Annotated in this window: 21 protein-coding genes and 2 pseudogenes; 4 read left to right on the top strand and 19 right to left on the bottom strand. The window is 30.2% G+C overall.

Translation table 11 applies throughout. The features are described from left to right. Window positions 1-192 precede the first annotated feature (192 nt). The 7 genes from RBU61_RS05450 to RBU61_RS05420 all read right to left on the bottom strand — a co-directional run bounded on the left by RBU61_RS05450 (window position 193) and on the right by RBU61_RS05420 (window position 6,254). Complete coding sequence (locus RBU61_RS05450) at window positions 193-1,746, bottom strand: DEAD/DEAH box helicase (protein ID WP_308878601.1); 1,554 nt, start codon at window positions 1,744-1,746, stop codon at window positions 193-195. Then, window positions 1,718-1,993 (bottom strand): hypothetical protein, encoded by a 276-nt coding sequence (locus RBU61_RS05445; RefSeq protein ID WP_308878600.1) that lies wholly within the window; start codon window positions 1,991-1,993, stop codon window positions 1,718-1,720. The genes RBU61_RS05450 and RBU61_RS05445 overlap by 29 nt, the downstream gene beginning before the upstream one ends. A gap of 120 nt (window positions 1,994-2,113) precedes the next feature. Beyond that, entirely contained in the window at window positions 2,114-2,701 is a 588-nt protein-coding gene (locus RBU61_RS05440; protein ID WP_308878599.1) for a hypothetical protein, read from the bottom strand. A gap of 360 nt (window positions 2,702-3,061) precedes the next feature. Next, entirely contained in the window at window positions 3,062-3,703 is a 642-nt protein-coding gene (locus tag RBU61_RS05435) for a DJ-1/PfpI family protein (RefSeq protein ID WP_308878598.1), read from the bottom strand. A 209-nt stretch (window positions 3,704-3,912) separates the two neighbouring features. Beyond that, window positions 3,913-4,377: a sigma-70 family RNA polymerase sigma factor gene (locus RBU61_RS05430; RefSeq protein WP_308878597.1), complete on the bottom strand. Its 465-nt coding sequence runs from the start codon at window positions 4,375-4,377 to the stop codon at window positions 3,913-3,915. Between the two features lie 291 nt (window positions 4,378-4,668). After that, complete coding sequence (locus tag RBU61_RS05425; protein WP_308878596.1) at window positions 4,669-5,040, bottom strand: RNA-binding domain-containing protein; 372 nt, start codon at window positions 5,038-5,040, stop codon at window positions 4,669-4,671. Window positions 5,041-5,165: 125 nt separating this feature from the next. Then, window positions 5,166-6,254, bottom strand: coding sequence for a DUF4352 domain-containing protein (locus tag RBU61_RS05420; protein ID WP_308878595.1), 1,089 nt, complete (start codon window positions 6,252-6,254; stop codon window positions 5,166-5,168). A 233-nt stretch (window positions 6,255-6,487) separates the two neighbouring features. Here RBU61_RS05420 and RBU61_RS05415 point away from each other — a divergent pair. Beyond that, a pseudogene (locus RBU61_RS05415) lies at window positions 6,488-7,105 on the top strand (DDE-type integrase/transposase/recombinase); the annotation flags it as partial. Between the two features lie 44 nt (window positions 7,106-7,149). Beyond that, entirely contained in the window at window positions 7,150-7,719 is a 570-nt protein-coding gene (locus RBU61_RS05410) for an ATP-binding protein (RefSeq protein ID WP_308878593.1), read from the top strand. A gap of 730 nt (window positions 7,720-8,449) precedes the next feature. Here RBU61_RS05410 and rhuM read toward each other — a convergent pair. Then, a complete protein-coding gene (rhuM, locus tag RBU61_RS19500) occupies window positions 8,450-8,572 on the bottom strand; it encodes a RhuM family protein (protein ID WP_374212513.1) in 123 nt (40 codons plus the stop codon). Window positions 8,573-8,581: 9 nt separating this feature from the next. Beyond that, window positions 8,582-8,830, bottom strand: a complete 249-nt coding sequence (locus RBU61_RS05405; protein WP_308878592.1) for a hypothetical protein — start codon at window positions 8,828-8,830, stop codon at window positions 8,582-8,584. A 36-nt stretch (window positions 8,831-8,866) separates the two neighbouring features. Between RBU61_RS05405 and RBU61_RS05400 the strand changes: the two genes are divergently transcribed. Then, window positions 8,867-9,760 carry an FRG domain-containing protein gene (locus tag RBU61_RS05400; protein ID WP_308878591.1) on the top strand — a complete coding sequence of 298 codons (894 nt, stop codon included), beginning with the start codon at window positions 8,867-8,869 and terminating at the stop codon, window positions 9,758-9,760. 410 nt (window positions 9,761-10,170) lie between these two features. Here RBU61_RS05400 and RBU61_RS05395 read toward each other — a convergent pair whose 3' ends face one another. The 6 genes from RBU61_RS05395 to RBU61_RS05370 form a co-directional block, all read right to left on the bottom strand. After that, entirely contained in the window at window positions 10,171-10,362 is a 192-nt protein-coding gene (locus RBU61_RS05395) for a hypothetical protein (protein ID WP_308878590.1), read from the bottom strand. A gap of 470 nt (window positions 10,363-10,832) precedes the next feature. Beyond that, on the bottom strand, window positions 10,833-10,973 hold the full coding sequence (locus RBU61_RS05390; RefSeq protein ID WP_308879854.1) for an IS3 family transposase: 141 nt from the start codon (window positions 10,971-10,973) through the stop codon (window positions 10,833-10,835). A 190-nt stretch (window positions 10,974-11,163) separates the two neighbouring features. Then, the gene (locus RBU61_RS05385) at window positions 11,164-12,771 is read right to left on the bottom strand and encodes a hypothetical protein (RefSeq protein WP_308878589.1); all 1,608 of its coding nucleotides are present in this window, start codon (window positions 12,769-12,771) and stop codon (window positions 11,164-11,166) included. Next, the gene (locus RBU61_RS05380; protein ID WP_308878587.1) at window positions 12,764-13,471 is read right to left on the bottom strand and encodes an ABC transporter ATP-binding protein; all 708 of its coding nucleotides are present in this window, start codon (window positions 13,469-13,471) and stop codon (window positions 12,764-12,766) included. Before RBU61_RS05380 ends, RBU61_RS05385 begins: the two co-directional genes overlap by 8 nt. 319 nt (window positions 13,472-13,790) lie before the next feature. Beyond that, window positions 13,791-14,057: a hypothetical protein gene (locus RBU61_RS05375; protein ID WP_308878586.1), complete on the bottom strand. Its 267-nt coding sequence runs from the start codon at window positions 14,055-14,057 to the stop codon at window positions 13,791-13,793. Window positions 14,058-14,176: 119 nt separating this feature from the next. Then, the gene (locus tag RBU61_RS05370; protein WP_308878585.1) at window positions 14,177-14,524 is read right to left on the bottom strand and encodes a hypothetical protein; all 348 of its coding nucleotides are present in this window, start codon (window positions 14,522-14,524) and stop codon (window positions 14,177-14,179) included. A 641-nt stretch (window positions 14,525-15,165) separates the two neighbouring features. On the opposite strand from RBU61_RS05370, the pseudogene RBU61_RS05365 reads away from it, so the two are divergent. Next, window positions 15,166-16,136: pseudogene (locus RBU61_RS05365) on the top strand (IS3 family transposase). Window positions 16,137-16,198: 62 nt separating this feature from the next. Here RBU61_RS05365 and RBU61_RS05360 read toward each other — a convergent pair. The 4 genes from RBU61_RS05360 to RBU61_RS05345 form a co-directional block, all read right to left on the bottom strand. After that, entirely contained in the window at window positions 16,199-18,436 is a 2,238-nt protein-coding gene (locus RBU61_RS05360) for a hypothetical protein (RefSeq protein ID WP_308878584.1), read from the bottom strand. A gap of 98 nt (window positions 18,437-18,534) precedes the next feature. Next, window positions 18,535-18,687 (bottom strand): hypothetical protein, encoded by a 153-nt coding sequence (locus tag RBU61_RS05355; protein WP_308878582.1) that lies wholly within the window; start codon window positions 18,685-18,687, stop codon window positions 18,535-18,537. Next, on the bottom strand, window positions 18,666-19,619 hold the full coding sequence (locus RBU61_RS05350) for a serine aminopeptidase domain-containing protein (RefSeq protein ID WP_308878580.1): 954 nt from the start codon (window positions 19,617-19,619) through the stop codon (window positions 18,666-18,668). The genes RBU61_RS05355 and RBU61_RS05350 overlap by 22 nt, the downstream gene beginning before the upstream one ends. A 72-nt stretch (window positions 19,620-19,691) precedes the next feature. Then, complete coding sequence (locus tag RBU61_RS05345) at window positions 19,692-20,801, bottom strand: helix-turn-helix transcriptional regulator (protein ID WP_308878578.1); 1,110 nt, start codon at window positions 20,799-20,801, stop codon at window positions 19,692-19,694. Between the last annotated feature and the right edge of the window lie 277 nt (window positions 20,802-21,078).

Raw genomic sequence — 21,078 nt, 5'->3', positions numbered from 1 at the left:
AAAGATTTGATCATAGATTTAATAGTTCTAGCTATTCCATAAGATTTTTGATTTTGTATTAAATAAGTATCAATATCTATATGGATTATCTACTGAAATAATTTCATTTACTTCACAAATACCATCAATCAACTTTTAAGCTTGATTTTGTTTTAAAATAACTTGGTCTTCTTAAGAAAGATGTTGTATTTTCTATCTTATTGCAATACTAATGTTTCTAACTCTACCTTTTATCTTAGTATTTTGTAGAGCTTTATAAACCATATCACCTTTATTATTTAAAATTTCAACAAATGTTGATACATCTATAATATTTATAATACCTATATCTTCAACATTTACTCCATCTATACTACAAATTGCACCAACCACATCTCCAGCTCTCATTTTAGTTTTCTTTCCGGCATTTATATGAAGTTTTAAAATTCCCTCATTTAAACTTTCACCTTTTATTTGAATATCTTCTCTTTCTTCATTCATTTTATTTCTAAAAGATGTATAATTCTTTTCTACTTCTTCTTCAGTTAGTGGCTCTACTAATTTAATATCTCTTTCCATATACTCTAAAATATCTTTTAAATACTTTTCTTCATAGTTATCATGAAGTAATATAGCCTTTCCAGTCTTCCCTTTACGAGCAGTTCTTCCTATCCTATGAATATATGGTTCAACTTCTCTTGGAATATCGTAATTTATTACATGGGTTATATCTTCAACATCTATTCCCCTTGCAGCAACATCTGTTGCAACTAAAAATCTAAACTTACCCATCTTAAAATCTTCCATTACTTCTGTTCTATCTCTTTGTTCCATTCCTCCATGGATTTTATTACAAGAATAATTTTCATCCATTAGAGCATCATATACAAAGTTTACATCATCACGAGTATTACAAAATATAATACAATTATCTGGATTTTCAACTACTGTTATATCTTTTAATAACTCTATTTTTTCAATACCTTCCACATTATATCTTACTTGTTCTATTCTATCTAAAGTATTGCTACTAGATTCTATTTCTATATAACTGGGGTCATTCATATATTTTTTAGAAAGTTCTTCTATATCTTCTGGCATTGTGGCTGAAAATAATAAATTTACTCTTTCTTCTGGTAATTTTTCAATTATATTTTCAACTTGTTCTAAAAATCCCATATTTAACATTTCATCAGATTCATCTAATACTAAATATTTGATTTTATCTACTCTTAAATTTCCTCTTTCTAAATGATCTATTATACGTCCTGGTGTTCCTACTACCACATGAACTCTTTCTTTTAATTCTCTTTCTTGTCTTCCATATGGAGCTTTTCCATAAACTTCTACTATTTTTAATCTTTTAAATCTACCTATATGAAAAAATTCTTCTCTTACTTGCATTGCAAGTTCTCTCGTTGGAACTATTACTAATGCTTGTGGGCTTCTTTCATCCCAATATATAGACTCACATATGGGAACTGCAAATGCAGCAGTTTTTCCACTTCCTGTTTGTGATTTTACAACTAAGTCTTTACCTTTTAATATTATAGGTAATGTTTCTTCTTGTACTTTTGTCAAATTCTTGTATCCTAATAAATCAACAGATTTTAAAATCTCATCACTAAGACTATAATCTTTAAAATTTTTCTTATCCAATATATCAACTCTTTCTTTTTTCAATCTATTCATCTGTATATTATATACTATATGGTACCATTTAATATATAGATAAATATTAGATAGATGTAAAATATCTACCCCCATCTAAACTAATACCTTCTAATTTTGATAGCAAAGTTTGGTGATAAAATATCCTTATTTCTCTCCAGTGTGGCCTTATATCCGTTTGATTAAATAAATAATATTGATATGCATCTCCAGCAAACTTCTTATCTTTTAGGAAATCTACAACCATCTGTGTATTCTTTCGATTGGTACAGATTTCGGTTGACAAATACAGTATTTTCTTTTTTACCATATTATTATCTTGCCTCTCTTTCTTTTTTGACATCAAAAAGCCCTGCACATTAATGCAAGGCTCTAATATATATAAGTTAATATATAATTTATTCAGTTTTTTCTTAACTATAAATTCAAAATTATGCTCATAATTTCATTTATAAATTGGAATTTAGAGTGCGTTCCAAATGAAACAGAAAATAAACACACAACCCCAAGCATTTTTTGTTTTCTTTTTTACTATTAACATTCCATAGATTGCTATTAAAGTAGTGACAACTTCAATAATGCCCCAAAACGAGGTATTGAATGGATGAAACAAAATGCAGACTACGGCACAAGTAATAGCTCCTATGTCTAACCATTGATTTTTTGAAGGATATCTGCTGTTTAGTTTATCGCTTATTACACTATAATTAAATCCCTCAAAAAACCCCCAAACTAAAGCAATTAAAGACATTCCTAAAATGTTAGTTGGAAATCCGCTTTTAAGTACATCGTCAGCAATTAGAATACCAAGTGGCTGATACCCCTTATATTGTCCTGAAACAAAAATATAAAACAAATAGGGAATAAAACAGGCAACTGACCCTATGATAGATTTAAACGTATTTTGTTTTACTAATCCAAATAGTGAAAACTTTTCTTTTCGTAAAAGGCAAACAACAGTAATTCCCAATCCAGCTACACCAAACTGAGCACTAGCGCTAAGTAACAAACGAGAAAGCACTGAATTTTCAGGTTCTTTCACATATGCCACAAGTTGGCTTCCCGTTACTACATAACATAGAAATACACCAAATGTTATCAACGCAATAATCCATATATCAATATCTAATCTTTTCTCTTCTAAAGAAAGCTGTTTTTCGGCTATATTATATCACCTCTATAAATTCATATTTATCTACATCCTATATGTTTTTCTGTTTCACATTGTTTCTGTAATACCTTTTTACTCCATCTTCATTTCATTATTATCCTTCTCAAGTTTAGGTAGTGTAGTATATGGTTTTATTACCTCTTATTGTATACTAATACTACTATATTTGCGATGATTTCCATCTTAAATTCCAAGGTTCCTGTCCCCTTGCCATTTAAATGTAAAAAATGATTACATTCACTAGTCTATAAATTCTTTAAATTCCTCCTGTAATATACGTAAGTCTTCCTTGCTCAGATATAGTTTGTAATCACTTTCTTTCCAGTCTTCAGGAACACCTGTAAAAATCTTATCCGGACATTCGTATCCGATTTTTCTAGCTACTGCTATAGCAAATTCATTAAATGCGGAGCCTACAGCAGTTATGATATTTTTATCTTCAACTAAAGGAGCATATACGAGGTTTTCCTCATTGATAAAATTAAGCATTTTATTCATCTCCACATATAATGAGTTAGTGAATTTTTTATTTTCTAATAGACCTGCTTGGGATAAATAAATAGGTCCACTACAAATTGCTCCGATTATAAAATCATCATTTTCTTTAAACTGTTCTAAGAATTCTTTAATCTTTGGATCTCTAATTGAATCTCTAAAATCACTGCAACCAGATAATATCAAACAATCATACTCTTCAATATTAAATTCTTCAAATGTTTTATGAGGCTGAATTAACATACCTTCCTCCGCATTAACTACTTCTAAACTAGAGGAAAATACAACTGTTTCAGTATCATAGTTCCAACGAAATAGATAACAAAAGTTGGCTATTTCTTGCATACTAAAATTTGGATACACTATTAATGCAAGTTTTTTCTTCACATACAAAACCCCCTTTAGATTAATCAATTAATCCTTTTTCAATCAAGCTAAATACATTTTTAAACCTTAATAATATATTAACACATTTCTGTAATGACTTCTTATAGATAAACTCATATTCTTTTATATCTTGCATTACCTAAAATGTAAAAAAGTCAAAGGGACAGGAACCTTGACTCTTATGCTATATTATATGGCTTTATTACCTTTTATTGTATACTAGTTTGTGCAATTTCTTTAACAGAAAATTCGTTGTAATAGTACAGAATGAGTGTTGTTTGTAATTTAGGTTGTAGTTTTAGGATTTCTTGATAAAGCAATTTGGAGGATTCCTTTTGTTCAAGTTTCTCTAATGATGAGTTTTCATAGCTATCTTCTGATTTTCTAAAGATATTTTCTACTGGTATTAATGTTTTTTCCTTCTCCATATATCTCCATGTAGTTCTAGTTAATATTCTATAGAACCACGTTTTGAAATACTCTGGATTCTGAAGACTTTTGATAGAAGTATAACATGATACAAATACTTCTTGAACAATATCTTCGCTAATATCTTTATCTCTTGTCATTGAATAAATCGTCCGTAAGGCTTTACATTTGTATAACTCAAACAGCTGCTCGAATGCTTGCATATCGCCCTTTTGGACATTAACTACTAGTTCTCTTTCTTGCAACGCTGTACCTCCTTTGTTAGATGCATCTACTATATAGAGACAAATGGTGCTTATTTGGTTCATTATTATTCACATTTCTTTTTGTTTTATAGAGCATTCTTTATGTAATAGCAAGGTAGAATTTTTCTATTATATAAAGAATGCACCAAAATCTAAATGTATTCTAATGGTATTTACTTATTCTTTGTTTTCCCAATGCATCTTTTGAAACTCTAATAACTAACGTAATTTTAAAATAGATATTATACGTTTTCCCAGATAGGTCTACTTTTGCTTACACAATAGAACCACCTAGCAAAAAATCCCCCAAATCAGAACTTGAGGGAAAATAAAACACTTACATATTAAGCTAAACCTTCTTATCATGGCTTTTACATATACTTTCGGACAGATTTCTCCAGCAAACTTCTTATCTTTTAGGAAATCTACAGCTATCTGTGTATTCCTTCGATTAGTATCATTCTCTACACCTTTAAGCTTATAATTATCCTGTTCATCTATACCAATAATTATATAAGCATCTTTATTTTCTAAATTATTAACCATATAAATAATATCATGAAGTATATCTGCTTTCTTGCCTTGCGAATACCATTCCCTTTTAAAGTCCCAGTACGCACCTTCTTGCTTAAGACTAAGTAATTCTAATATTTCTTGCTTCAACATTTCTCCACCTTTAATTTAATTTTAGCAAACCTATACATATTCAAAAAGCTCCTTGATTTCGTAATCTAGGAGCTTCAAATTATTAATTCTTTAACATTTAATATAAACCTGTAAAAATGGTCTTATTTTAATATAATCTTATATACATCATTTGTTCCAGATTTTCCAACAATCATATAATAACTTGTTGCATCTTTTGGTAATTCAAATATAAAACGACCACTCTCTTTAATGCTTGGAGACAAGTCTCTATAATCTAAATAGTCATCAATAACACCTATGCTATCAGAGTAAGTATTAAACTCCCGACCTTGATTATCAGCCAACAATAAATTAGGTGGCATCGAAAATCCTGATTTTGTTATGTTCGTAATGTCTAAACTTACCAAAACAAACTTTGCATCTTCTTTTGCTAATGTTGGAGAGCCATAGGTAGCAGTAAGGGTTTGTGTTTCCTCAACTTTAGTCACCTTAAGTTTAATTGTTGTAAGTGTTATCTCGTCTCCTATACCCTTTTCTATTATATTTATATCATCTGCTTCTACTTGCTCAATAATCGTTTCTGGTTCATTAATACTGTTATCTGAACTTGAATTAAAAACATCTTCAAGCTCTTGTCCAACAGATAGAATATTTGACATAACCACATCTAAAAGTTCTTCACTAGGTTTATCAATATACCACTGCTTATCGACCTTGATACATTCAATGTCTATCGTTTTTTCAACAAATGATTCTTCAATTAATTCGCTTTGCTCTTTCATAACAGTTAAGAACAGATCTGAGTTCTCTTCATCTGTCATTTCATCATCAGAAAAAGCTACAGAAAATACCTCTTCGATATATTCTGCAAAAGTAGCCTTAAAGAGTTGTCCACCATCTACATATTTAAAATCTACACTGACTACTGCCTTATCCTCATAGATTTTAGCTTCTTTAATTTTATAATCGATTTTTTTTGCGTTTGATTTTAAGTAATCTAGAAAGTATCCTTGAAATTGATCCTCATCATCCTCAAACAAGTTAGAAATATCTTCTTTTCCATTTGAATCTGCTGGATTAATTTTAGAAGTCATTAGTTCTAAATCAAAACCTTTCATTCCTCCAATAAATTCAGACACTATTGATTCTGGTTTCTCAGACACTGAACAGCCAGAAATTACTATAAGTATGCCGATAATAATTGTAATAATGCTAATTTTCTTATTCATTTAGTCTCCCCCTTTAAATTATCTCTATATAAAACATACTAACATTATTTACCATTATATACAACATTGTTATATCTAGCAGTTTTGTGTTTAATCAATGTCTTCCAGTATTTCTTGAAATAATCTTCATATTAACACTTCTGTAAATAATAAAATTAAAATGTACAATTAATGGAAAATAAGAATGCACAAAAGTGTACATCCTTGCTATTCTAGTTTTGTGAGGGATAGCGATGGAATGTAGCTTAAGAGCACATTTAAATATAATAAAACTTATGAGTCTAAAACCTAATTTTTCTGAGATAGCAAGGCAATATGGATTTGATAGAAGTACTGTAAAAAAATATTATGAAGGATATGAAGGAAAACCTAAAACTAGAAATAAAACAAGAGGGACATCTAATATTTGAAACACCAGCTGGTAAACAAGCACAAGTAGATTGGAAGGAGGATGTAAAGTTAATATCAAAATATAATGAGGAGTTTATCTTTAATGTTTTTAGTTACAAACTGGGCAATTCAAGATATTGCCATTTTGAGTACAAAAAACATAGAACACAATAAGATGTATTTGATTCTTAATTAAGGCTTTTAAAGAGACTGGAGGTGTACCTAAAGAGATTCTATTTGATAATATGAGAACTGTTGTAGATGTAGTTGGTAATAGAAGAAAAATCAATACTAAGATCCAGGCTTTTACAAATGACTTTGGATTTAAGATTTCTCTATGTAAGCCAAGGAAGTCCTAGACTAAAGGAAAAGTAGAAGCTGCTAATAAATTTGTAGAATGGATACTAGCCTACAATTATGATTTTGAAGATGAAGATGATTTAGATAGTATAGTTTTAGAGAATTTAAATATACTGGATAATTTCCTAAAATGAGGGATGAATAATTGAATAATTATGTAAAGCTATTAAACAATCTAGAAAATCTAGAATTGAAGAATATGAAATCTAATATTGATCAATATATAGAAATGGTAAATTCTAATGAAAGAAGTGTTGTAGATGCATTATATGAGCTTAGTGAATTAGAGATTAAAGCTAAGACAGAAAGAGCTATGAATGCATGTGTAAAGGTTGCTAGTTTTCCTTTTTATAAAACCTTAGATGATTTTGATTTTGACTTTCAACCTACAGTCAATAAACAGCAACTATTAGATTTATCCACCTTAAGGTTTATAGAAAACAATGAAAATATTCTCTTTCTAGGTACGCCAGGTGTAGGTAAAACTCACTTGGCAACCTCAATAGGAATAGAATGTGCTAGAAATAGATATTCAACATATTTTATCTCTTTTCATGAATTAATTGCACAACTTAAAAAGGCACTTTTAGAAAACAGGTTAGGAACAAGACTTAAACATTTTGCGAAGTATAAGATATTAATAATTGATGCATATTTCCTACATCAGCTGTACCATAAATATCATATAAATCCTTTAAAATATCCTCTTCTCTAATGGAGTTTAATACATCTAAGTGTGCTGAAATATCGTGGTCATTAACTTCCCTCATATTTTTAATAAGATTAAAAGAATTATCTCCATAAAATTCTTTTACAATAGCAAATGATACACTATTCTTAAATGTATCTATTTTTTTCAACTTTTTATAGATGTATGAAATATTATTTTACTCTTTTTTTGATTGAATTCTATTCCATATATTATTCCTAAACAGTTAAAAATCCTTTCCCAAGACATTATAATTTTATGTGAGATATTAGTTAAATAATAATAACCTTGATATAAAAATGAATTATTATAATTATCTAATGAGAACTTATATAAGTTAATATCATCATCAACAATTTCAGATAATAAGTTATGATTGTCTTCTAATATCTTTATAAATAAATCAATTTCATCACTGTGTGTATCAGCAGATTACCCATACAACTTAATTACATCCTGTAATCTCAAGAATATATCATTAATAAGATATTTGCATCCATTAAATTCGTCAAAACTTTTTTATCATATATGAACATATCTATCAGACCTCACATTATTTTTTATAATCGCTATAATAGGTATTTATTCCGAATAGCTACAAAAAATCTTTTTGCACTTTCAAAAGCAGGATTATAACCTACAGATAAACTATGAATATCTTTAATCTTCTGATAATTATCCATTACAAATCCTTCTTGCATATATTCTTAAGAACTTTACTTATCCAATTACAAAACTAGTTTCCAACATTAAAGCACACACGATAACCTATCGAAAGAATCATATCAAGATTATAAAATTTTGTATTTCTTTCAACCTCACGTACCCCCACATTTTGAACTCGTCTGTAATTCTTAATAGTAAAATTTTATCTTCTACTTATTTCAAGTATTAATAGCTCTATATAACTATCTTCTTCTGCTAACTGAGATAAATATTCTTTGCCTCCATCCACACTACACCTGCCACAAGAACATGTTACAAAATCATATACTGTTTTAGATTCAATAATCTCACCACAGTATTTAAATTGGGTACTATTTTTCAATATCTTTTCCCATTTTTTCTCCCTAGAATTGCTCATATAAAGCTTGGGCAAATCAGTGGCAACATTCATATGTAATACATATCCTAATCTAGAGGGGGAATGAAAATGAGTAATGTACCAAACTCTATAGAAGTAGAATTTAACAAATGTTTCAATGAAACCAATGGGGATGCCCCTGTTGTTCAATGTATAGGCCGCGCAAAATCCGTACAGGATTATTTGAGAATAATAGATGAAGCATTCGGAAATATTTGCCCAAGCAATAAAAACTGTCAATTGTGGTACCGTGGCCAACCACAGGCAGGATTTAATTTGATCCCGAGAATCGCAAGATCACCCTTAAGTCCCAATGATGAGATATTATTTTTATCGAAATTTAAATCTCTTGCAATACCCGATGTTCAGTACCTTCCGTCATTTCCTATTCCAAACGGGCCTGCAGCTTACTGGCACTGGCTATTCCAAATGCAGCACTATGGTGTACCCACCAGGCTGATGGACTGGTCCCGCGATGCATTTGTAGGTTTGTTTTTTGCCGTTACACAAGCACCTACCGATGTAGGAAATGATGCTGCAGTATGGGTACTCAATCCCGTAATATTGAATCAGGCCTTTTCATTCCACAGTTTCGTAAATCCAGGGTATATTCCTAATGTGGATGAACCGATTGTAGATCTCTACTTTGGTCCTAATGCGCAAATACTCGGCACTACAAAACCAGCTGCAGTAATCGGGCCTATGAACAGCCCGAGGATAGTAGCCCAAAGGGGAACTTTCACTGTATTCCCACGTGTTGCAGATGTTACTGCTCTGAACCTGTTCACTGATGCTAATAAATATTTATTAAAGATTTGCATTGCTGCTGAAAGCATCGACTTAATCAAGAAACAATTAACACGTTATGGAATAACAAGATTCGCCCTATTTCCAGACCTTTGCAATATCGCGGATGAGATTAATCTTGAGCTAATGCAGGAAGGTCAGATACCTCCATCTTAATCAGGATAAAATTTTTACAAAAGAAGCAGGGCAGCAGAAATATTCGCTGCCCTACTAATCTATTCTATCGGATGAGAAAGGAGATACCGTGACCATCAGAACTCATCTGCTTCTTCAGTCAATTTACTCCTTCACAATCTGTGTTAAGACTTCTACATGGGTTGGGGCGAAAGCATGATATTAATACGCAAAAAGAAAGAGAGTCTTTAGAGTTTGTACTCACTAGACCCCTTTTTACCTATGATTAAACTTTTTCAGTATAACTAGTAATTAGTATAGATATACCTCTTGCCTTATACCTTTCCTATCTAAGTATTAATATTCCATAAGAAGAAAACCTAAAATTTTTGTCGAATTTATTAACCTATATACAGTGCAGTTTTTTCTATCAATATCCTAAAATCAGTTTATTAATCCCTATTTATTTTTTTAGAAATTTCCTCCACAGTCTTATCTACAGATTCAATAGATTTCATAGTAAAATTTAATTTCTTAAAGAAAAGTATAATCAATATAATTATACCTACTGTTAAAATAATACTTACTGTAGGCCAAATTGATATCAATATTGACTGTTGTTGAGTAGCAATGTTTTCAATCATTTAATATCCCCTCCAATTATATTTTATTACGACTTATATCTCTTTCAATTTTAGTATCCTAAGTATAAGATTCTCTCAATATATTAGATACTTAGTAATACAACTGTATCTCCATGTTTTCAAGAGAAAAAAGAAAATCCCCGCGTACTACTTAGGCAACTCGCTCTTTAGTATATACTATATTCAATTATCCAAAGTTTTTTCCAAATTTATTTGTTTCAACAATGGTAGATTTCTATACAGTGGATCTATGTCAATACTTTGGACAAAAATTTAGGTTTTTTATAAATCTCCGCCACCATTGACAAGCCAAACATAAATGTTCTTAAGTTTTCACCCGAAGGCGGAGAATTCAAAGCAAGCTACCACATGGCCTTCGTGAGAATTTATTATAGCATTTCTTTATTGGCTCATCAATGGCAAGCCCGTTGGGTAGCTAGTATACCCTTACGCTCAAAATCTAAAGCAAGTTATGCTGTTCTACATATTTGCTCATATGCATCTGGAGTCATATAATTTATAGAGGAATGGATTCTTTTCCTATTATACAATCCCTCTATGTATTGAAATAACTGTTCTAATGTCTGTTCAGGATATTTGTTACGTGCCATAATTTCCCCTCCTATAATACCAACCGTTGGTATACATATCTTAATATAGCCTTTTTCTATTGCCAATGTAATATATTGATTGAAAATTATCTTAATACATAATTGCTACTGCACTACAATTATAGTGAATTTAATATCCAAAGCTGCTTCTATTTTCCATTTACTCTAAGGCGTTATCCAAAAGATTTTTCTATCTTAATTTAAAAGTTTTAGGTGCAAATTTATAAGCCAAAATAAGCGCTCCTATCATGTAAACTATAGTGCCGACTATAACTCCTAATGTGAAAATTTTTGGTGTGGTATTTATCTTAGTAGAAAAATAGCATATAAAATATACTGCATTGTTTATGATGCCTAGCCAAGGACTTTTTACTTCCAATTCAGCTGAATAAGGTTGAATAATATAATATATAAATAAATAATGTATGGAGAAAAAACAAGACAGACAGATAATACATAAAAATAAAGGTAACATACCTACGAGCTTATATGTATAACCATTAACTATCACAATTCCTAAAATACATAAACATAATGTTATTGCTGGTATAAGATTAAAAGCAATTATTTCTTTTAATCTTATTTTAAAATTATTTAAGATAACTTCTCCACTTCGATAGTAATTATATCTCAATAGCTTTACATCGCAATTATAAAATAAAGCCCTGCAAACTCTTTCTCCTATTGACATCATATACACTATAAAAACAAATATAGAAGTTTTTTGTTCAAAGATTTTTATAATATCCTTCCCGTTTTCAGGTTTAAATATTGCCAAGCAAACACCAACCAAAAATATGACTCCTATAATTGCAACTCTTATTTTTATTGGAAAAGAAATTACCTTTTTTAACCTTGAAAAAAATATTGAATTTAAATACTCATATCCTTCTTTGTTATCATAAATTTTATTTCTTAAACTTTCCCTATTTATTTTCTTTTCATTTAGCTTTACATCTCCAAAGCTAATATCAGTCTTTATACTTTCTATGTCTATTAAATTAACTTTACCCAACAATTCTCTAGATAAAATTGTATATCTTTTATAATTCCATGCATATAAAAGGCATATTATCCCAACTAATATAACCGTACCTCCTATAAAAACATTAAACAATAAACTTTCAAGATTAATAGTATATTTGGCTATGGGTAATACATATGCCATTATTAATCCAGAAACCATTAATACACCTTGTAAAACATTATGTTTTTCCAAATTTATGTTAAGTCTATCATACATAAGAAGATATATAGCTTCTCCTATTAGTCTAAATGCTGTAAGCTCTAATAATATAATTAAAACTTTTAAAGGTGTAATATGAATAAAACTACCTATTACAAGCATGGGAATACTAAAATTTATAAATTCCATTACCCTGTTATACAATAATCTACTTCTATAATACTCCCTAGCATCACTTCTCATCAATCTTATCATATAAAAAGCCGATTGATTTCCACTATCAAAGATGGAAGTTTTCATAAAAGATGCTAATATAAAGCTTAAAAAGAAAAATATATGCAAAAAATATGGTTTTACTAATGAGATATTTTTAGTTATCCAATATGATGGTAAAATGACCATTATCCCTAAATATAAAGATTTCCATATAAAGCCCATTATTATATTTAGTATTTTACTTATAACTCCTAAAATTAACTTTGCTTTAGTCCTTTCATATAAATTGTCTGGTATTTTCTTACCTATAAAATAAACTTTTTTCAGATAATATATTAGCTTATTGGCATTTCGAGCAAATTCAACTTTAAAACTATTTATAAAGGTCCTATTCATTACTCTTATCCCCTAATATATCCATAATTGTGGCTTCAAACTCACCACTTTTAATTAATTCATGATTTATTTGCTCCAGAGTGCCATTATTAAGTGTTACTATTTCATCACATAAATCCATAGCTAATTGTAAAATATGTGTAGAAAAAATAATAATACGTTCTTCTTTTAACTCTCTTATAAACTTCTTCATTTCTAAGGCAGCTACAACATCCAGTGATGTTAATGGCTCGTCCATCAAAATAATAGGTGGTTTTGTTATGAATGTACAAATCATTTGCAGTTTATTTTTCATTCCTTCAGAATAATCTTTAATTAGGCGATATCTATCATCTCCATAAATTTTGATAGTATCAAAGTATTCATCTATTGAACGTAAATTATTTATATTGTCTTTGTTTATATCTATATAAAATTTTAAAAATTCATATCCTGTTAAAAACTCTGGAAGAACAGGCTCAGAAAAAATATATCCTACATCAGAATAGTTAATATCTTCATATTTTCCATTATTAAAAATAACTATCCTGCCACCATCATATTTAAGTTCACCATTTATACAATTTAAAATAGTAGTCTTTCCTGCTCCATTTCTTCCTAGCAATCCATAAATTTTTCCATTTTCAAATTCAGCAGATGCTTTTTTTAATACCTTTTTTTCTCCAAAACTTTTTTCAATATTTTCTAAAACTAATTTCATGTTATTATCTTTACCCTTCTCTCACTGTTGTATTTATATATTATGTCCTCCTAATCATCTAGTACTTCAATAGTTACTAGTTTCATACCATTCCATAAATTGTTTGATAACCTGCTTTAATCATTATATATATTATTTTTAATGATTAAAATACTATAACCCTAGTAGTACCAATCAAGTTAGATGTATTAGTTTTGTAATAAATTTATTATAGTTTACATTGTAACATTTTCTATAGGAATGTTACACATATTCCTATTTTTGACAGTTGTGCTGGCCTATTATATATCACTTTTATTTTAAAGATAATGTTTATTCTCTACTTAAGTATTCTCCAAATCATTGCTAATAAAAGACCTATGATGCTACCAATATTTTTTGCTATTGGTTTGCCTTCTTTCTTCATTATAACGGTTTTAATTATCAATCCTATTTCAATGCATAAAATTGAGACACTTATTGTAATTTTACTAAAAAGTGGTGAAAATCCCTTATTTGAAATTAAAACAATAAAAGTCGGTATAATTATAATAAGTGCAGCAAAAACATATAAACCAAAAATAATACTGTTGTAATATCTTTTCACAAATTCTTTCCCCCCGCAGATTACATAAATAATCCAAACTTTTCCTAACTCTTCATATACCTCTTAGCCAAGGCTAAAAACTGTACTTTTATTCAACTCTACAAATCTATTTTTTGCGATTACAACCTTACTTTTTTTTCTACTAGTAAGCAATTATTTGGTCCAATATAACCAATAGAAAAAACAAATATAACCATAATCACTCCAAATGTTATAATAGAAATTACAGGATTAATAAACCAAGACAATGAAAATCCAGATATACCCACTGCTATCATTATAACAAGCACTTTTTTCAAACAGTATATTGCAATTCGAGGATCATATTTTCTCTGTTCCTCCACACCCATTTGCAAATACCACTTTATCCACTTAGAGGATTTTTCAACATTCACTATTGAAAGAACTGCATATATTACCAATGAAGCAAAAGTAATTATAACAATACCTCTTTGAAATTTATCCATTTTTCCCCCTACATTTTCCAATCTATTGGATTTCAATATAATCAATATATCACAACATCCTAATGGTGTAAATTGTATAAAATTTCCACCATACATTCATCACAATAATATCCTTCAGCATTGAATTGACAACTCTAACTCCACCTCTTTTCATTTCTTTTGAACAATATGGATATTTCATTATTATTTTCTCGTTTTATTATAAAAGATTAATCCTATTTACTTCATATTTTACTACTTTTGTTCATCTATAGTATATAATTCATCTGCCAGTCTATCAACCAATAATCCCATTATTTAAATTCTATTTTTCTCAATTTCATCCTATCATCATCCAAATTATATAATGTCACCTATATTTCCACCTGTTTTTAAGGGTTAAAAAACGGTGTTTTTTCACTGGTTTCCAGACTAATTTTTGTCTTTCCATTACATTATTCACTGCATTTAGGCAAGAATTATCTTGATATTTGCTAGTACATTCTAATACTCTTTGTATCAAAATTGTAAGCAACAAAACCTTCAAATACTTATTTTGATATGCTCCCCTTGTAGTAGACAGTTAAAATAATAAAACTGTGGACGTGGTATAATAAAGTAGACACAAAGATAAGAGAAAAATATGAGAGGATGACTACTTTATAAGACGTTCATACGACAAACAATTTAAGATTTCAGCAGTTAAGTTAGTACTAGAGGATGATATGCCCGTTGCAGAAGCTGCAAAAGCATTAAGTATCCATTACAATTCTTTATACCGCTGGATAAATGAATATGAAGAATATGGAGAGAGTGCATTCCCAGGACATGGAACTGCACTCTATTCTTATCAATATGAAATTAAAAAATTACGCCAAGAAAATTCAGAATTGAAAAAAGAATTGGATATGCTAAAAAAGTACCAGGCCTTCTTGAAGCGAAAGAACAAGTGAGATTTCAATACATTAAAGATAATCAAGATTCCTTGAACATCAAGAAGGCCTGCAGAACACTGGGAGTTTCAAGAGCTGGATATTATAAATATTTAAATCATAAACCGTCCAAACGTGATCTAGAAAATGAAGCATCGAAGGAAGTAATCAAAGAGATTTTTGATGAAAATAAAGGTAGACACGGATCTATTCGTATAGGAAAAGTACTAGAGCAACGTGGAATTCATGTAAATCGTAAGCGGATATCTAGATTAATGCGTGAAATGAATCTATGTCCTAAAGGAACCAGATATAGTTATAAAAAATATAATCAAAAAAATAGAGGTGAAGAAAGGCCTAATCTACTTAATCAAATGTTCGTTACGGATACCAAAAATAAAATTTGGGTACGTGATATTACATATGTACCAACTAGAAAAGGAACCCTCTATCTTGCAGTATTTATTGATATATTTTCTCGAAAGGTAGTTGGTAGAAAGGGAAATCCTTATGATAATGCAGTGATGGAATCCTTTTACAAAACAATAAAAAGAGAGCTTATTCAAGATGCTCATTTTGCAACTCCTGAACAAGCTCAAAAAGAAATATTTAAATATATTGAATTATACTATAATACGAAAAAAATACATTCCTCATTAGGATACCTCTCTCCGTCCAAATTTGAGGAACAAAATTCATAAAATCCTCTTAACTTTATGTCAACAAAACATTCACATCTCCAATTCTGATTATATCCAAATTTTTAGCGAAGCCCAATATTGCTCAAGTAAATCGATCCTTTATTTGTCTTATCAAAGATAAATCTAACCTTACTTAAGTTTTCAGATTCAAAATTCGGATTAACTTTATTAAACTCTGTTAAGTTAATGGTAAAGTTTTGAAATATTGGTTCTTTAGTTGGTAGAAAAGACGTAAATGGCGATTTTACAATATCTCCATTAAACATTGGTAATAAACCTCCAAAACTATTTAATGGTATACTTGCCATATTACCAGTATTATCTTCTACCTGCACAGACAAATCAAGTATAGAGTCCTGCGTATTCAATTTTCTTTTGTCACGATCTGCCATTGAGAAAACGATAGATTTTTTTTCATCTATCACTATCTCAGTGTCATCTAAAATAATCGTATAGCTGGGAATATCTTTATCCCTTGTGCGATTCCAATCAATCCTAACAGCACTGTTTATTCCTTCAGCATATTTCAACTTAACTTTTTCCTCATTCCACTGTGTCAGCCCATTTCCAATAATTTTTCCACCTTTCAACGTTGTCGTAGACAAATCAATGTCTTCGCCAAAATTTGCAACAAGAAGTGTATTTCCATCCCAGTAATCACTAATATACATAGTATCTGGAAGCCAATCTTTAGCATAATCAATATCCTGAAATATACTTCGATACTCTGCTTTCTGTTTCAAAGTTGTTTCTAAAAATGAAGAGACAAATACTTTCGCTATTTGTAATTGTTTCTCTTGAGATAAAATTTTTGCTGTATTATATAACTTGTTACCTAAACCCACTCCGTCATATTTCCCCCATTTTGTATTAAACTGTCCATGGTTGGCACCATACACATATATGGTGGATTTAAAATGGTCACTGTCTTCTGTAAAATCAATTCTATTGTACTGATTAACACTGTCAAACGAACTTACATCCATATCATGGGACCCTTGAATTGCTAAATAACTGATATCTTTTAAATAGGTCTGTTGTCCTGCAGCTTTGTATTGACTATCAGTGCCTGCGATAGAAATAATGGAGCGAATATTAAAGTGATAATCAAATTTGATATTTCCATTCTCAGGTAAAGAAGGCAATTGATTGTATAGTGCAGCTATCGCCACCGCTTCAGCGCCACGAGAGTGTCCAATCAATGAAATTTGATTCATATCTACTTTATTGAAGAATAGATGATCTTTTGTATAATTCCACTGCTTCCAAACCTTTAAATGCTCTAAAATAACCCATCCCCGAGCTGAGTTTTCTTTTTTTAATACTTTCAGCATAAATAAGTCATCATATGGCGAAGTATTCAGAAAGTTTTCATCAATTGATACAAAAATATAACCTTTGCTAGCAAGCAAGTTTCCTAAATAAGCATATCCAAGATCTGAATAATCAGTGGATAGATGATTACCATGAACAGCGATAACTAAGGGGAATGTTCCTTTTCCGTCAGGATACCATACGGTTCCATTAAGCGGCATTTGATCCGGCCCAAATCCAAATGTTTTAGTACGGATGGAGGACCAATTTTCTACAAATGACGAACCATCTACTGGATGCGTAATTAGTGAATTTTCAGCATTGAATTCCTTTCGATAGCTGTTAGCATTGCCGTACGATAATGTCTTTACTTGATAGCGCCCCGATTCAGACGGATTAACCAATGGAAGGGAATACTGTTCTGTTGGCTTCTTAGTCTTCAGTTTATATAACATTGGTAATTCGCTATCACCATTATGAAACAACCAATAGCTACCCATAAGAATATAGGCAAGTGATAAAACTAATAGAATAATTGTCATTATTTTTGATAACTTACTTGATTGACGATATTTACCCTTCAACATATGCCAAATTACTCTCCCTATAACAGAGAAAGAAACTATGATGGATATTGAGACAATAAACATTAATTTAACAGGACCAATGAAACATATGAACACTAGAAAAAAGCAAGTGAGTGCAATCCACATATACATCGAAGGTATTTTCTTTATCCAATGAATGAATAATGTAATAAATCCAGATACTAATATCATCGTAAATAGAAAAACAACACTACCAATCATGTAATCTACGATTCCACGACCTCCTATCATGTAATACGCTTGTACCAAATATAATAATAAAGATACAATCCCTAATCCTATTGCTGCTCCTTTCCATCCTCTGGAAAGCTGTGTCAAGTGCTTAGACATCTTAATAGTATATAATAATTTAATTTTTGAAGTTTTATTTTCTTCCATGATATCTCTCACCTCTTTTTAAAAAAATATAAATATTAACTAAAAAACGATAATGTTTACAGCATAGCCATAAAAATAGTTACTTACTTAGATTCCAGTTAAGCAACAATTTCACTTTCTATTTCAGGCATTAAAAATATTACTTTCTGTACTCCCAAAACCCCTCTAACTATCAATCCTAAAATTAATACAGGAATCACTTTTCTTATGGCTAATATCTCTAACATTATCATCCTATAGCTTGAATCCAATTCTCAATCTCATGGATAAGATCATAAACTATTGGCTCATTGGCTAACTTTTTATAGATTTTTTTCAACAATAATAAAGAGCATGATTCTTTTTGATTCTTCAACATATGATTCATATCATCAATTATTATCGTTTGAATATTGTCTAAAGTTAAACCTTTCAAACAGTAGAAAGGTTTAATTGGCGATTGTACATCTTTGCTTCCATGAATTGCCAACACCTTGCAATTTAAAGAGGACAACAACTCTAAAATTTTTTGGTCATTTAGAGCTAAATGCTCTCTTAACCATTTAGCTTGAACAATTTTCCCACTTATTCTTACAGTAGGTTCCTCTGTTTGCATAACTTTATCAAATAGTTTTTGCTGCTTGAGTCGATGTTTTTTAGGAGATATAAGCTTACGTAAAATCATTCCAGCTAATCCAGATTTATTAGCAATTTCTGATAATAATAACTCATTTTGAGAAGTTATAACACTTTTCAATGATGTTCCGGCACCACACAATAAAATGATTCCGTTCACCTGTTTTCGACTGGCAGATAGTGTGGCTATAATCGTTCCTTCGCTATGCCCCAACAGAAAAATTTTTCTAAATGCCATATCCTCAGATAAATTACAATAATCAATGATGTCACTTACACATTGAACAGCATCCTCAAGTCCTACACAGTTAAAGTCGCCTTTACTTTCTCCTATACCAATTTTGTCATATCTTAATGTAGCGAATCCCTCCTGTCCTAATGCACCAGCAAGTTGTTTATAGATATTTGCCCTCATTCCTCTCATATTACCGTCTCGGTCAACTGGTCCACTTCCTGGAATCATAACAATGAGAATGTCAGAATTTTTTCCACTCCCAGGTCTTTCTACCGTTGCAGCGATTTGTCTTCTTCCATGATCTATTGGAATTTTTATATCTTCTTTTATCATCATATCCTCCATATCATAATTTTTTCTGAAATCACTTGACGGATCATCTATTCAACTTATTGATCCCTTTTCTCACTTAGATTGAAAAATACGTTCCAAGTTGTTGATTATCAACTTGAATTTTGGGTCTTTGTGTAACGGAACAAACAACAATTCTTTCTTTATCATATTGATCAAATCTTCTTTGATCACCTGATCATTGCGTGGAGCATAAGGGCCTGCATTAATATTCTGTTCAATCCAATTATCAACGGTATAAAAATAATCATCACCAGAAATTTTCATAGGAAATGATAGATATTTACATGTATGATAGAATCGTTCCAACATACACAACGCATCTGTATGCCGATGCTGTTTCATATACCCTAAAGAGGCTTGATAGTAAAAAGTCAGTTTTATATGACTATTTAATTTTTCAATATTATATAGATCAATCACTTTTTCCAAGCGATTGATCATCTTATCAAATAAGTTCTGATTATCTGAAGCATATTTTAAAAATTCTATTTCACTTGATACCATACTAAACAAGTGTTGAAATGCGTTAATTTGCAATATTTCTTTGACCTTATCATGATTCTTCAGCATCGCATAGGCTTTTGCTATTAGTTTTTCTACACCAAATTGAATGGGCACTTCGGATCCAACATTTTTTAAAAGCTCTTGGGGCTTGTTCATGATTAGCAATGTAGTGGCATAAATAGTCTGTGCTTCTTGTATTAGTTTATAATCGTCGCTCAATGCAACTACACGTTCACACAACTCAATAATTCGGTCCAAAACCCTTTGCGGATTTTGTGAGTAGGAATAATGATTAATATAAAATTGAGAAATTCTTACCAATAGTGGAAAACATGAATAATATTCTTTTATCATATTCTCAACATCTTTTTGAACCGTTTCAAAGTGCTCTTTATTGAGCCGTTTTGAAAAGATATGATAAGTTTCCATTATTTTATTGGTAGTAAGTTGTGGCTCATACCCCAACAACTCGTCAATGGTTATATGAAACAAAGAAGCCAACTTGGGTAGCAAGGTTAAATCAGGATAACTTAATCCCTGTTCCCATTTAGACACTGCTGAACCTGACACACCTATATAAGTAGCCACATCTCCTTGAGTCATTCCCAACTTTTTTCGCTTCACTATTATGTTGTCTGAAAATCTAAATTCTTTCATTTAAAACTCTCTCCTTTAATCAAAAGTATATAAGCTTATAATAGATGCGTCAATGGAGTTATAGTTGTTTATCCATTTCATATTCAACCACCAGTTGAATTAATCTATTAAATATCGTATAAACAAATTATCATCTACTTTATTATGATCTCGTTTGAAGTTTGCCAGCCTAAAAGATTATTTTGAAACTCATCCAACTTAATATCAATATCATTGATCTCTTTACCGTTTTTTCAGTATAAAGGTTTATTTATTAACATAATTTTTCAAAATCTCC

The sequence above is a fragment of the Tissierella sp. MB52-C2 genome, assembly GCF_030931715.1.
GTDB lineage: Bacteria > Bacillota > Clostridia > Tissierellales > Tissierellaceae > Tissierella.
Note: the sequence above shows the minus strand (reverse complement) of the source record. Positions and strands in the feature narration are given on the sequence as shown.